The following is a 14,209-nucleotide window of genomic DNA, read 5'->3' on the forward strand; positions in this document are numbered from 1 at the left end:
TTTTGCTCTTTAAATAAGCATATTCATTTTAGAAGGAAGGATCGCTTACTTCGATTAAGAATTGTGATCCTCGCTAATTCATAATTTGTGTAGTGTTAAGACGTCTGCTTCGTTGGGAGGATCAGGATTTCGTGCGAGCAATGAGTTAAAGAGCAAATTGTCGACTGAGTCCTCTATTTTCGCCAGTGATCAGCGCAGTTTGTTATGATATATCCATGAATTATCTCTATACAGATATCTAAACTTACAAGTGTCACAATCATATTCTCAAATTTGACTATGTCATAGAATCACCTCCCTTAATTCACTTTTTTTGCCTGGATTTTCCCATCAGTAACGTTAGAATAATAACGATTAAATCTGACTGAATAAATCAATACATAGATAACGATAAGCGCAGCAAACAAATTTAGAATAACCAATGAGAAGTTCAAGCTAAAAAATTGAGTCAGCACTCCCACTCCAACAGGAGGAATGATGAATCCGGCGTAAGCGCACAAATATAACGCCGAAATAACTTGCGGACGTTCTTGCGGCTTCGGCAATTCCCCGGCAAACCTTAAAGCAATTTGGAAAGTCCATCCAGCGCCAACACCTTGAATGAACATGCCGACGGCAAGCAAAAACAAATTCGATGTCTCACCAGAAAAAACAATGATCCACGGTCCAATGGCTAGTAAAACGATTCCTATACGCATTCGCATAACAGGATTATTTATCCAAGGCAAGTACTGCATCAATGCCGCGACGCCCCAATTCATCAGTATTAATAACCCCGGTATAGAGTGATTAGAGGTGTGAATGACGGTTTTTGCAAAAGACGGAATCAGAGAAAATCCGATGCCGGCTAACATCATCATCGTAAAGCCTGGAAGTCCGATAAAAGACCAAAAGTGGGAGCGAATATTGTCGGGAACGCCGAGCGAAATCTTGGCTCTAGCCGATTTTTTTGATTGGGAATCTTCGTGTTTCGGTAGCATTTCCAGAATGACCAAGGAACTCAAGAGCATGGCGAGCAGAAACCAATATGGCAACCGAAGCGGCTGAAAATGTAAATATTGCACTACTAAACCTGAAATGGCTGGACCCAGGCCGGAACCAACGTTTACCGTTACCCCTGATAATTTGAGTGCCGAAGGCACTTTGTCGTGAGAAATTTGTTTTAATAAAAATGCACTTGCCGTGCCCATAAAAGCACCGTATGCGATGCCTTCCAAAATCCTCGCCGCATAGAGCATCCAGACGTTTTGACTCCAGATAAAGAGCAACGTCGAAGCGATGGAAATCCATATACTGGCGCGAAGCACCCGCTTCAATCCCAAATAGCTCCCTCTTGCTCCCACGATAAACAAGGTCGGCAACAAGATCACGGCATATATGGCAAACAAAACGGAAATTTCTAAACTGCTCATATGAAAATACTCACCATATAATGGGAATAGCGAAGAAATAAACGTTGCTCCGGCGGACATCATAAGAAAAACCCAAAGCATTCTTTTCATTTTAGTAATTCCTACTTTCTCAATTAAATTACTTACAATTAGGTAAGTTTGATTTATAGATAACCGCTGCCTTTTAACTTTTAAAGTAAGACGGCTAAGCTCCGATTTTTACCGGTTCAAATAATTTACTTTCTAAACCATTTTTTGATTTTCCCCAAAGAAAATGGTTCTTTGCTAAATTAACTTATTTATTTTTCCTCCATTCATTTTAGTTAATTCGGTATTTCTATAAATACCGAAATTAAAAATAAAATTTTACCGCTTTAACATTAAAGTAAAGCGGGTGCGTATTGTGCAAGTACTTCTCGTTGCAAACTGTAATATCTGAAGGTACCTTCTCTGCGAACTGTTAATAATCCGCAATCAAGCAATGGTTTTAAATGATGCGTTAATGTTGAATTGGCAGGAACTTGTAACTGATTTGCCATTTCCAGGCAAGCTAACTCCGATTGCTGTGAAAGTAATTTTACGATTTGTAATCGAGTTGATTCACCTAGTGCCTTATAGATTTTTACTGCATTATCATCGTTCACCACTAAAAACCTCCTTTCAGAAATTCTTATTTTCTTATTTCAGTATTTCTAGAAATATTGTATTTAATTCGAGATGATATGTCAAGAGAGTACCTATCCCTGTTCTTATTCAACTATACTGCCATTTTGTTGAATAAAAAAGCGCTCGCCAAAACAACTCGTGTTGTACAACTACTATGGAAGTAAGGTGAAAACTTCCATTCACTACTATGGAAGTAAGGTGAAAACTTCCATTCACTGTGGTGAATTATTGATTCATGGTTGGCTAACGCATTGCTTTAGTTGCATAGGGTTTAATTATTTAAAAACAATCCAACTATTTTAATCACCTCAATTTCACCCACTCTTCTTGAACCTTCCATAAAATAACCTTTGGTCCCTAACTTAATCTTATGTTTATGAATTTCCTCCCTTATTTCAGGCGATAAAATCCACATCCTTGCTGTTCCCGTTTGTTTAATTGAAATTTTGTCATCTAATAGTACATTTCCATCATTATCCTCAAATTCAGGATGTATCATATATATACCCGTTTTTTTATATCGTCTTCTTGATAAGCAAAATCACACCTATAACCTTGTATAGGCATGCTCTGTTTTCCACCTTCTTCAGGTGAATAAAATCTATATTGAACATTAAAGTCTTGAGGGTGTCCATTTCTTTTTTCGTATGGAGTCCACATATTTTCACCTTATTAATAAAGAGTTAACATTTCTGCAATTAATATAGAGTTACCGAACTCCTTCTTCAACTATACTGCCATTTACTTCAATAAAAAAACGTGTTGCAGGTAACTCATGATCTTCAACTATCGCATGTGTTAGTTCAACATGAAAATAATATTTTAAGGCTCTTTTCTTAAAGGTTGTTGCTTTTATAAAATAAAATATTAGTAAAGGAAAATTATTGCTATTTGTAGAATGATTATCATTGAACGAAAAAAAGAAACAGTTCAACTGCAATAAGTTAGCTGGAGGTGAGTACGCTTGCGCGAACTACTACGAGAACTACTATTCGGCATAATTGGACTATTTGCTTTATTTCAATTGCGCAAAATCAAGAATAACTATAAAAAATAAAAATAGCAATGGGAGTTAAGTTGAATAAGACCTCTTTAAAATTCATACGATGCAAACAGCCTTCTAATATGCAAGTTCACTTATTCATTATTTTTTCGGTCTTATTATCCTTATCGGTTCGATTGGTTTTTTCATCTTTACTTAGTCAATTGAAAGACTACGATTCAAATCACAATAAAAGAGCGGCGAATCAGATGGATTCATCCTCTTATTTTTTTATTTTGTAATATCTTAACACTGTTTCGTAAAGTTTATTGCTTTAAAGGACCATTTATTATAGAACTAAACTGCCATTAGCTGTATAAGAAAATCAACATCTACTTTAACAAAGCCAATTAAATAGAGCCACAAATGTGACTCATGATTTTAAGAATAATTTGTTGAATCTGTAATGTAATTATTTTAATTTGTTTCTTAAAATTTTTTTCATTAACTCATTTGAAATGATTAAAGCTTCACTTTTGCTATTAGCTGGACCTGTAATCATCCATCCGTCTTTACTTGACCAACCTTTCCCATTATGATCTTCTCTAAGTTCCTCGATCGTCACTTTGTTAAAATCTTTGTTGGCAAAGAGAATACCATAGATATCGAATTTTGGTTGTCCATTTTTAAAGTAACCATATTCTATTGTCCCCATGCCATTTTGATCAAATGCTATTTCTAAATTGCGATCTTTATTTGGATTAAGATAATTAGCACCTTTTACATCGATTAGCCCTACAAACTTTCTTTTTCCTAATAAAGATTGATGAAGTTTGCCCTTTAGTTTTATCGTCACAGAATTTACTTGATCATGACCTGAACCTAATTGATATTCAACACCCTTTATTGACTCATTTACAGTCTTTGGAATGTAATAATAAACACCAATAGCAACTAAAAAGACTAGAAATATACAAGAAACAATGACCTTTTTCAAGAAAACCACCTACATTCGTCAACTTTCAAGAGTTCATACCTTTTAAAAAATGAGTCGCACCAATTAGTGGTTAAAAACAAATATTGTTAATTAATTTTTAGAAACAGGTTTCTCTTCCCCTTTTTCTTTACTTTCATCAATATTAAATGAATCGATAAATGAAATAAAATTTTTATTGAAATTAGGAAAAAATTGATATAGTACTCCTATACTAAATAAACCCCATCCTAAAACTCTGAAAAAATGAGGACCAGTAAAAGTATTAAAATATGTCATATAGACAAAAAAGAGTCCAACTAATATATACTGAGCACACACAAGATTCCTCAAATTCATTCCACCTTTTTACGGTTTCTCATATTACTTAAAATAGATTTTTTTGAAGATAATTCATTAATACATTCGATATGCATTAATTTATTCCTTTTTATTCCAAAACAAGATTGAACAATAAAAAACGGTCTGCCGAAGCAGACCAATTTCCCATTGAACTAATGGGCTATAAGAAATATTTTAATACACCTTTGGCTTCTCTATAATTAACCACATATTTTCTTCATCATAACCACTAACATTTCCTGTTATTTTATGATGGGGATAAAGGTTTTCAGGTTGCGTACTTTCTTTACATTTAGTATAGTCAGCGACTCCAATTACATTTTCGGCAAAATTAACTATTACACCTTGAGGATAAAAGACTTCGATTATACCTTCAACCATTAAACCAATTGGATATTTCTCCTTTGTAATATTCCAAGTATTAATTAGAACCTCAAGATATTTATTCCATATTACATAAAATTCATTCTTGCTAATCTCACTACCACCGTCATCAATCATTTCACTTACATCTAATAACCCTTCAGCTAAATAATAATGATGTTCTTCGTCTTTACGGTTTGACGCTATGTATTGGTTTTGTTTAACTGCAATTTGTTTGATTGCATAGCCATTTTCTACTTCAATATATGTAGTACCTCTAATATATTCATCTTCCCAGCTGAAATAATGCTTCATAAAGCTCATCCCTTCGAAGTATCTTCTCCTAATAATAACATTTCTAATGGATCTTAGACTTCACGAATTGAAAACTCCGATTCTCCTATGATTCTTCATTATACAAAAATCCAATTCGTTTTTGAGACTATGTAACTAGCTTAGTAATGCAATAAAAAGCATATAATCAAAACGGTGATTCTGATGGATACAAAATTAAAAAGGAGAAGGATGTTTTTTCTTGAGGAAATCATCTTGCATTTATAAGCTATTCTTTTGTTCGAATTTATAAATTCAATGAAAGAGGTGAGTGCAATAAAATCATTTTTAAAACTAATCTTAATATTATCTTTTGGCCTGGTTTTAGGCGGGTGTAGCTCTCTGGCAAATTACTACAATAATAAAGGCTATAAAGAAGAACAACAAGGGAAGTATGACGCGGCGATTTCTAATTTAAACAAGGCAATAAAAAACAATCCTAATATGTGGGAAGCTTATAATAATCGGGGGCTGTCATATCATCACAAAAAAAAGTACGATCAAGCCATTGCAGATTACAATAAGGCAATTGAATTGAATCCGAAAGAATATAAGCCATATGGCAACCGCGGGCTTACCTTTTACAATCAGCAAATGTATGATTAGGCCATAACAGATTACACCAAAGCCATTGAGTTGAATTCAAAAGATTACATTTTATATTACAACCGCGGGCTTGCCTACTACCAAAAGCAGATGTATGATCGGGCCATTGCCGATTATAACAAAGCCATTGATTTAAATCCGAAAGATTATTTGTCATATAACAATCGAGGGCTTACTTTTTACGATCAGAAGATGTATGATCAAGCCATTTCTGTTAAACAAGGCGATAAAATTAAAACCTGATTATGCAACATCATATAGTAACCTTGGGCTTGTCTATCTGGATAAACAAATGTACGATGTGGCTATTTCTGATTTTGACAAAGCTATTGAATTAGATCCAAAACATTATAAGGCCTATAACAATCGAGGGCTTGCCTATTACTATAAACACATGTATGATCAGGCCGTTTCCGATTATAACAAGGCCATTGATTTGAATTCAAAATTTTACCTGGCATATAACAACCGCGGGCTTGTCTTTTACGATAAGCAAATGTATAAACAGGCCATTGCCGATTTCAACAAGGCCATCGATTTAAATCAAAAAGACTACCTGGTATATGACAACCGAGGGCTTGCCTATTATAATATGAAGATGTTCGATCAGGCCATTTCTGATTACAGCAAGGCCATTGATTTAAATCAAAAAGATTACCTCGTATATAACGACCGGGGGCTTGCCTATCAAAGCAAGCAGATGTTCGACCAGGCCATTTCTGATTACAGCAAAGCCATTGATTTGAATTCGAAAGATTACCAAGTATATGACAACCGCGGGTATGCCTATCACAGTAAGCAGATGTACGATCAGGCCATTGCCGATTACAACAAGGCGATTGATTTGAATTCAAAAGATTACCTCGTATATGACGACCGCGGGCTTGCCTATTACTATAAGCAGATGTATGATCAAGCTATTGCCGATTTCAGCAAGTCAATTGAATTGAATCCCCAATTTAAACTTGCTTACAGTGATCGCGGAAATGCTTACCTAAAAAAAGGCATGAACAAAGAAGCGATACAGGATTTTAATAAAGCAAAGTAATCTATATTTATTCAATAAAAAAGGAGTAGGATTTGCCTACTCCTTTAATTTGTTTTGTTGTAACCAAAATCAATAATCCAAAGAAGATATCAATTTCTAAAAATATTTTGTTCAAATCTCCAGTTTTTCATTTTCCTTTCATTATTATGTGTGATTATACAAATGTACTTTAATTCAATAGAAAGGAATTCAATTATGGAGACAAAACAAAAGACAATAAATACTATGCTTAACAAGGTACCAGAAGTTACAATATTTTTCTGGATTATTAAAGTTCTATGTACAACTGTTGGTGAAACATTTGCGGATTTCTTGAATTTTAACGTTGGTTTGGGTTTAGGACTTACAACGGTCCTTATGGGTGTTGCATTTTTTATCTCTTTATTTTTTCAATTCAAGGCAAAGAAATATGTTCCAAGTACTTATTGGATCACTGTTGTACTAATAAGTGTATTTGGTACATTGGTAACTGATAATTTGACTGATGCAATTGGCGTACCTCTTGAAACAAGTACGATTGTATTCTCCGCGCTACTTGCATTAACGTTTCTTTTTTGGTTTCTTAGTGAAAAAACACTTTCGATCCATTCAATTTTCACAAGAAAAAGAGAAATATTTTATTGGTTAGCGATTCTTTTTACATTTGCACTAGGTACTGCTGTTGGGGATTTATATTCTGAACAACTTGGACTAGGATATTTTAAAACTGGTGTAACAGTTATTGTGATCATACTTTGTGTTTTCTTAGCCTGGAAGTTTTTAAAACTTGATGGAATGTTAGGGTTCTGGATTGCGTACATTCTTACACGTCCACTTGGAGCATCACTAGGAGATTATTTATCACAACCAAAAGTGAATGGTGGGTTAGGCTTAGGAACAACAAGTACAAGTATCATTTTTCTGGTCGCAATTTTAGGAATCATTGTTTTCCTTGCTGTTTCAAAAATTGATATTTCATTATATATTGAAAAAATAGATGAAAATAGAAATAAAAATAATATAATGACACAAACTATTTTAGCACTGTGTATTTTCTTAGCAGTTGGTATCGGCGGTTATATTAAATTATCATCAAATGTAGCTTCTACTGAAACATCATTATCTGGTCAATTAACAGAATTTGCAACAATAGAAAATAAAATGTTGTCGGATGTGAACTCAAAGAACTTTAATTTAGCTAAAAAAGATGCTGACAGTTTGGAACATAATTGGGATACGTCAGAGGCTAAACTTAGAAAAATAGATAGTACTTCATGGACTAAAATTGATGGTACGATTGACGTTGTATTAGCAGCAGCTCGTACATCAACCCCAGATGTAAATAAATGTAAAACGGCAATTAATCATTCTCTTGATGTAATAAACGCTGCAAATAAATGAAATACATTTAACATGATTAAAGAAAAAGCATTTCTTGTATGAGAAATGTTTTTTCTTTTTGTCAAAATGAAAGTATATTCAATAACAATAATAATATAATAAAAAACAACAGAAATTTATTGTAAAACGATAAATAATATGTTAAATTCATATTGTCATTAAATAAGTGAGGTACTTAATTATGAATGGTAAAAGAAGTTCAACTACTTTCTTAAAGGCAATTATTTTTCTCGCTGGAATTGCAGTGCTAGCTTTATGTATATTTTTGGTACCCCGTTTTGCGAATTTCGCAGCAAAAATGTATCCAAATATTGCAGCAATGAAATATCTCGTTTTCATCGTGTTGTATGGAGCTGCTGTGCCTTTTTATTTTGCTCTCTATCAGGCTTTCAATCTTTTACGGTACATTGACGACAACATAGCGTTCTCGGAATTATCTGTAAAGGCGTTAAAAAATATAAAGTACTGTGCGATTGCAATTAGTGTTATCTATGTATTAGGTATGCCACTCTTTCATTTTATAGCGAAGAAAGTTGACCCTCCTATTGGATTTTTGGGACTGATCATCATTTTTGCTTCGTTGGTTATCGCCGTTTTTGCTGCTATCCTCCAACAACTTCTTCAAGAAGCGATTAACATAAAATCAGAAAATGATTTAACGGTCTGAGGTGGATGGTATGGCAATAATTATTAATATCGATGTGATGTTAGCAAAACGAAAAATGAGCGTAACGGAGCTTTCAGAAAGAGTTGGAATTACGATGGCGAATCTTTCCATTTTGAAAAATGGTAAAGCAAAAGCGGTTCGTTTTTCAACATTAGAAGCGATCTGTAAGACATTGGATTGTCAGCCAGGTGATATTTTAGAGTACAAAATCGACGAAGACACTCAATAAAAACAGCATACAAATTTATTTTAATTTACAGGAATCGATCGAAAATTTAAGGGATAGCTAAATTGCTATCCCTTCTTTACTGTTTACTACTTTTAGTTAATCAAGGAACACTTACTAATGCTTTATATCTAATACTACTGCCATTTCTTTCCCAAATCGATCGCCATGATCAATAAATCCTATACTTGAATATAAATTATGTGCTCCTAGGTTTTCAGGGTGATATCCTACAACAATTCTTTTGGCATTTGTTTGTTTAATCATCTCATCGATCATTAACTGAGTAGCAATTTTACCAAGTCCTTTTTGTTGAAAATTCTTATCTACCATTATTCTATAGATCCAATAGCCATCTAGCTCTTCTTCAGTAGTATTAAACATTAAAAATCCAACCGCTTTACCTTCAAAATGAATAGCATATGGCTTTAGTGAAGGTTCAAATTTCGATTGTGCAATCGAGATGGCATTCGGTTCGATGTGACTCTTTTGATCTTCAGCTACCTCTAATAGACAGCATTCATACCAATTTTCTGCATTTAGTTCCACAAGTACTACGTTTCTGTTCTGCATAGTTTCTCCTTTGTTCCAATTATTTGAGCTGATTTGCTCCAACCATAATTTTAACAAATTTTCCCAATATTGAATCAGGACGTTTATCATATTTCAACTATTCTATTAGTATACAGAAGACTAAAAAGGATTCTTAAACAAAAAAATAACCTCTCATCACTGAGTGGCTATTTCTTTAACGATTTCGATAAATTTTTTACTTATAATTGAAAGCTTTTTATTTTTTGGATAGATTACCCATAAATCCTTCACAACGAATTCATTATTTTCTTTGTAAGGAATAGATCTTAAGTTTCCACTTAGAATGTAAGGATGATATTTAGCGCCTGACTCATGAGAATATACAAATACATTATGTTCTCTAACAGCCTCTGTAAGTATATTCATACTGTTTGTCGTTACTCTTATTTTATTTTTATTTTCTTTAATTAATTTAGAATAATAATAATCAGAATAGATTGAATAGCATGCTGTATCCATTTCTAATACATCAGCTTTTGTTACGTAGTCAAGATGATAGAGAGGCGAGTTTTTTCCTACAATAACGTGAACACGATCAGTCCGAATTAATTCATAGTTAATATTTTTTTCACTCTTTAATATCTCTAAATCTTGAGGGAAAAAGCAAAAATCATATTCAGTGTGTTTAATTGTTTCCATTATTAGTGGTGGATCTTTTTCCTCGATTTCAATCGTTACATTCGGATGTTCATCCTTAATTCTGTTCATTGCTTGTAGAAGTACTGCTGCGAAAGTAGGAGCAGCTACTATTTTCAAATGAATCTTTTTATTATTTTTATAATCATACAGCTCTTCATTTAACTTATTGATAATTTCTAACACTTCACTAGCTCTATTTATTAAAATCTTTCCTTCTTCTGTTGGAAATGTTCCTTTTCTTGAACGGTTAAAAATACTTATTCCCATTTCATGCTCTAATTGGGAGATCGATTGACTTAGACCTGAACTTGTAATATGCAATTTTTCTGCAGCCTTAATGATTGATTTCTCGCTTGCAACTTTCACGATGTATTCCATTTGCTCGAAATTCATAAATTCTCCTCGAATAAGAGTATACACACTTATATTTTCTTTCAATTGAAGTTGTATTCATTCTAGCACGAAAAAGTAGTACAATTCAAAAACGCATCATGTGTGTACGCCTAATGTGGAAGTGAATTCGACTTCTACTCTTTTTGTTCAACTTTTGCATGCGTTCGTTCAACAAGAATTAAAAAGAGAGAAACTCGTTGGAGAAAGAGTTTCTCTATAAAATAATTGAATAATAGGTGACATTGGTAAAAAACAAAAACAAGAAAGTAATCTTATATAATTATTATATAATAATTAATTATAATTGTTTTAGTTATTCGCCTTTAAAATGGAAAAAATTTACATTTTTTATACAAATTCTCTTCCAATATTTACTTTGATAAAAAAATCCTTATAACTAAACTGCCATTATGTTGAATAAAAAAATCTTTATAAATACAATTCCATTTCACTATCTTTTTTAGTAAAACCCATTTTTTTATATAGTGGCCGTCCATCCTCTGAAGCATGCAACCAAACTCGTTTAACTCCATTTTTTTTACATTCATTAATACATTTTTCAAGCAATCTTCTAGCTAATCCCTTACCACGAAACTCAGTGACTGTATACATATTTAAAATATAAGCTTCAATCCCTTGCAAATTCTCTAAATAAGGTGGTCTTTTAAATAAGACCATCCCACTAATACTAACTGGTACTCCTTTATTTTCTACCATAAAGGATATAAATTCATTTTTTGAAAGTGCAGTATTCAAATATTCCCTAGTTGAAGTTTCGATCAGTTTCTCCTCTTCAAGAGACTTCAATTCGCCCAATTCATTTAAAAGCTTCAAACGTAAACTTATTACTTGCTCGATATGTTCATGAGTTACTTTGATAATATTGAACAATTAGTCACTTCCTTTTTTCTGATTTTCTATAAGTAAGTAAAAATCTCCAAGCATTAATTTGAATGATATCTAGAATTGTATGTGCATCAAAGAAAAAATGATTCAAAAGGTCAAATATTTAAGCCCTTCAAACCAGCCTCCCACTAAACTTTCTCAGAAAAATACTTATTCATCTTATATAAAAGACTTTGTCTGGATATCCCGAGCTTTCTAGCTGCTTTTGCAGGCTGACCAAGCGAATCATCAAGAGCTTTTAATATGTACTTTCTCTCGATTTGATCTAAAATATCTGGTAAAGGGAGATCGTCATTCACTGATTCAATTAAACTTTCATTCTTCATTTCACGTATTTCTCTTGGAAAGTCCTCAATTACAAGAGTTTCGCCGTTACATAAAACGACTGCCCTTTCAATTGCATTTTCTAGATTAAAAAATATTGCTTTTATATTTGTTACAATATTTATACATAAAAAAGATACCTAATTTGGCATCTAAAATTAAAAGCGAACAAATATCCCCGTCTTATCATCAGAATGAATCTTACTTTTCAACTCTTCCATTTCTAATCGTTTTGAATATTCATCCAAACCAATCTCCTTAATTACTTTAAAAGAATGGATCAAATCAAACTTCGGATGAAATAATCCATCACTGATTAGTAAAATTGACTTTAAATTTTTTGTATTTATAGATCCCGATTGAATATAGTTTCCGACAGCTTCGGTTCCGTTTGCAACTGAATAACCATCAACTGTATTAGCCATACTTCGATTATAAATAAGTTGATTTTTAATAGACTGGTAGTATGATTCATCTGGTAAAACTAGCCCTTGTTTCCGCTCTTTTTCTCGTCTCATTTTTGCCCTAATACTAATATCTTTTACTGTATCATTAGTTAAGATATTTATTTGACCATTATGGTATTCTGCTAAAATCATACAATCCCCAAGTTGAGCAAATGATACCTTTTGCTTTTCAATTTTTATAATGGCAACACATGTTGACCACCGTTCCTCTGGACGGTTTATGTCTACATTATTTAACTTCATTTCTTTCATTAGTCTTCTATTTGCTAGAATAATTCCTTCTGATAAAGTCATTTCAGCTCTGAAATGATTTTGAAAATACTTTCTAAATAAATTTGAAGCTATATATGCACCATTCATGCCATCAGCATTCTTAAATAGAGAAATTGGTGTTGCTCCATCAAAAACCCCATATACATTTATCTCTTTGTTTACTACCATTGCATCCTCGGACACATTTTTTGAAAGAGATTTTCTAGCAGTAGTACTAATCTCCATATTTTAATCACCACCAAACAAATGAATTTGCAGGTCTTTAAATTAATATGGAACACAAAAAGGATTATGTACTTTTATTTTAATTCTTAAAAATTTGGCTTTATTATCAAAACTTTGTAGAACCCACTATTTCCATGATCGGCATAGTTTCCAAAATTTAACAAATTTTCATACAAATGAAATATCTCGTTAACAAAAACTTATTATACTTAAACATTGTTGCGTGTAAGACAACCAAATACAAAAAAGAAGGTGTATTATGAAAAAACGTATTCAATCAAAAAAGCTATTATCACTAGTTGCTGGAAGTGCACTTGCAATCACATCATTATTTGGCAATGATCAAAAAGCATTCGCATGGTCTGACGAGGATGTTCATAATCAGGATCATAGTACACATCATTTTATCGTAAATGGCAGTGTCAAGCTTATAGCTGATAATACGAATCCTGCAATCAACAAGCCTACAACTCTACTTAATCAGTTTCGCGATCGTTGGGAGCAGGGCTTATACGATGCAGACCATATTAATCCTTTTTATGATACTGGCACATTTATGTCTCACTTCTATGATCCAGACACACAAACAAATTATACGGGAGTTTCTTATCCAACAGCTCGTCAATCAGGAGCGAAGTATTTTAATCTAGCATCGGATTACTATAAAAAAGGTGATTTTTACAATGCATTCTACTATTTGGGAGTATCTTTACACTATTTTACAGATGTAACACAGCCTCTACATGCTTCAAATATTTCCAATTTAGATCATAACGCACCGGGCTATCATTCGAAGTTTGAAAATTATGCGGAAAGTATTCAAAGTCAAATGACGGTGCCAGATTCAGGTTTATATAATTGGATCGCTTCGACTGATCCTGAAGCATGGATTCATCAAGCTGCGGTACAAGCAAAATCCGTTTTACCTCAAGTTTGGAATGATACGATTATTAATTACTTCTGGCAAGCAGCTTACAGTAACTATTATTCTGCCATGTGGAAAAACGAGGTAAAAAATCCGACTCTTGTTCAGTTAAATCAAGCAGAACGAGAGACTGCTGGATTCATAGATATGTTTTTTCGCGTAAACGGTGTAGAAATGCCTGTGACGGTATATAAGGAAAATGCTTTTGGCGGTGCATCAGAAATATTAGGATCAGGTAATTATGATTACGATCAGCTTGTAAAAGGTATTGGCAATGATACCATTTCTTCTATACATATTGCACCGGGCTATCAAGTCACTTTATTTTCCGATGCAAATTATAAAGGAGCGTCGATTGTTCTTACAGATGATGTTAATGATTTAGGTAACTTTAATCATCAAGTATCAAGCTTAAAAATCGTGAAAATCTCAGCAATTTCTAAGTAATCCGATACAATACATGCC

At 33.0% G+C, this 14,209-nt stretch carries 18 protein-coding genes; 7 read left to right on the forward strand and 11 right to left on the reverse strand.

Annotation, left to right across the window (positions count from 1 at the left end; genetic code table 11):
- Positions 1-299: 299 nt before the first annotated feature.
- The 6 genes from ABEY15_RS10215 to ABEY15_RS10240 form a co-directional block, all read right to left on the reverse strand.
- Positions 300-1,502 (reverse strand): MFS transporter, encoded by a 1,203-nt coding sequence (locus ABEY15_RS10215; RefSeq protein ID WP_429889959.1) that lies wholly within the window; start codon positions 1,500-1,502, stop codon positions 300-302.
- A 269-nt stretch (positions 1,503-1,771) separates the two neighbouring features.
- On the reverse strand, positions 1,772-2,035 hold the full coding sequence (locus ABEY15_RS10220; RefSeq protein ID WP_429889960.1) for an ArsR/SmtB family transcription factor: 264 nt from the start codon (positions 2,033-2,035) through the stop codon (positions 1,772-1,774).
- A 293-nt stretch (positions 2,036-2,328) separates the two neighbouring features.
- Positions 2,329-2,556 carry a hypothetical protein gene (locus ABEY15_RS10225; RefSeq protein WP_429889961.1) on the reverse strand — a complete coding sequence of 76 codons (228 nt, stop codon included), beginning with the start codon at positions 2,554-2,556 and terminating at the stop codon, positions 2,329-2,331.
- 955 nt (positions 2,557-3,511) lie between these two features.
- Positions 3,512-4,036 (reverse strand): hypothetical protein, encoded by a 525-nt coding sequence (locus ABEY15_RS10230; protein WP_429889962.1) that lies wholly within the window; start codon positions 4,034-4,036, stop codon positions 3,512-3,514.
- Between the two features lie 90 nt (positions 4,037-4,126).
- Positions 4,127-4,366 (reverse strand): hypothetical protein, encoded by a 240-nt coding sequence (locus tag ABEY15_RS10235; protein WP_429889963.1) that lies wholly within the window; start codon positions 4,364-4,366, stop codon positions 4,127-4,129.
- Between the two features lie 183 nt (positions 4,367-4,549).
- A complete protein-coding gene (locus ABEY15_RS10240) occupies positions 4,550-5,053 on the reverse strand; it encodes a hypothetical protein (protein WP_429889964.1) in 504 nt (167 codons plus the stop codon).
- A 255-nt stretch (positions 5,054-5,308) separates the two neighbouring features.
- Between ABEY15_RS10240 and ABEY15_RS10245 the strand changes: the two genes are divergently transcribed.
- The 6 genes from ABEY15_RS10245 to ABEY15_RS10270 all read left to right on the forward strand — a co-directional run bounded on the left by ABEY15_RS10245 (position 5,309) and on the right by ABEY15_RS10270 (position 9,001).
- A complete protein-coding gene (locus ABEY15_RS10245) occupies positions 5,309-5,677 on the forward strand; it encodes a tetratricopeptide repeat protein (protein ID WP_429889965.1) in 369 nt (122 codons plus the stop codon).
- Between the two features lie 3 nt (positions 5,678-5,680).
- Entirely contained in the window at positions 5,681-5,920 is a 240-nt protein-coding gene (locus ABEY15_RS10250; protein ID WP_429890071.1) for a tetratricopeptide repeat protein, read from the forward strand.
- Complete coding sequence (locus tag ABEY15_RS10255) at positions 5,874-6,725, forward strand: tetratricopeptide repeat protein (RefSeq protein ID WP_429889966.1); 852 nt, start codon at positions 5,874-5,876, stop codon at positions 6,723-6,725. Before ABEY15_RS10250 ends, ABEY15_RS10255 begins: the two co-directional genes overlap by 47 nt.
- 195 nt (positions 6,726-6,920) lie before the next feature.
- Positions 6,921-8,105: a COG4705 family protein gene (locus ABEY15_RS10260; RefSeq protein ID WP_429889967.1), complete on the forward strand. Its 1,185-nt coding sequence runs from the start codon at positions 6,921-6,923 to the stop codon at positions 8,103-8,105.
- A gap of 181 nt (positions 8,106-8,286) precedes the next feature.
- Complete coding sequence (locus tag ABEY15_RS10265; protein WP_429889968.1) at positions 8,287-8,772, forward strand: DUF2975 domain-containing protein; 486 nt, start codon at positions 8,287-8,289, stop codon at positions 8,770-8,772.
- A gap of 10 nt (positions 8,773-8,782) precedes the next feature.
- Positions 8,783-9,001, forward strand: coding sequence for a helix-turn-helix domain-containing protein (locus tag ABEY15_RS10270; protein ID WP_088011347.1), 219 nt, complete (start codon positions 8,783-8,785; stop codon positions 8,999-9,001).
- Positions 9,002-9,115: 114 nt separating this feature from the next.
- Here ABEY15_RS10270 and ABEY15_RS10275 read toward each other — a convergent pair whose 3' ends face one another.
- From ABEY15_RS10275 to ABEY15_RS10295, 5 genes are all read right to left on the reverse strand, one after another.
- Positions 9,116-9,571, reverse strand: coding sequence for a GNAT family N-acetyltransferase (locus ABEY15_RS10275; RefSeq protein WP_429889969.1), 456 nt, complete (start codon positions 9,569-9,571; stop codon positions 9,116-9,118).
- A gap of 156 nt (positions 9,572-9,727) precedes the next feature.
- Positions 9,728-10,624: a LysR family transcriptional regulator gene (locus ABEY15_RS10280; protein ID WP_429889970.1), complete on the reverse strand. Its 897-nt coding sequence runs from the start codon at positions 10,622-10,624 to the stop codon at positions 9,728-9,730.
- A gap of 429 nt (positions 10,625-11,053) precedes the next feature.
- Entirely contained in the window at positions 11,054-11,515 is a 462-nt protein-coding gene (locus ABEY15_RS10285; protein ID WP_429889971.1) for a GNAT family N-acetyltransferase, read from the reverse strand.
- Between the two features lie 143 nt (positions 11,516-11,658).
- Complete coding sequence (locus tag ABEY15_RS10290) at positions 11,659-11,856, reverse strand: helix-turn-helix domain-containing protein (RefSeq protein WP_429889972.1); 198 nt, start codon at positions 11,854-11,856, stop codon at positions 11,659-11,661.
- Positions 11,857-12,012: 156 nt separating this feature from the next.
- Entirely contained in the window at positions 12,013-12,819 is an 807-nt protein-coding gene (locus ABEY15_RS10295; RefSeq protein ID WP_429889973.1) for a protein phosphatase 2C domain-containing protein, read from the reverse strand.
- Between the two features lie 259 nt (positions 12,820-13,078).
- On the opposite strand from ABEY15_RS10295, the gene ABEY15_RS10300 reads away from it, so the two are divergent.
- Positions 13,079-14,191: a zinc dependent phospholipase C family protein gene (locus ABEY15_RS10300; protein WP_429889974.1), complete on the forward strand. Its 1,113-nt coding sequence runs from the start codon at positions 13,079-13,081 to the stop codon at positions 14,189-14,191.
- The last annotated feature ends 18 nt before the right edge of the window (positions 14,192-14,209 follow it).

This window comes from Gottfriedia acidiceleris (genome assembly GCF_050457485.1).
GTDB lineage: Bacteria > Bacillota > Bacilli > Bacillales > Bacillaceae_G > Gottfriedia > Gottfriedia acidiceleris_D.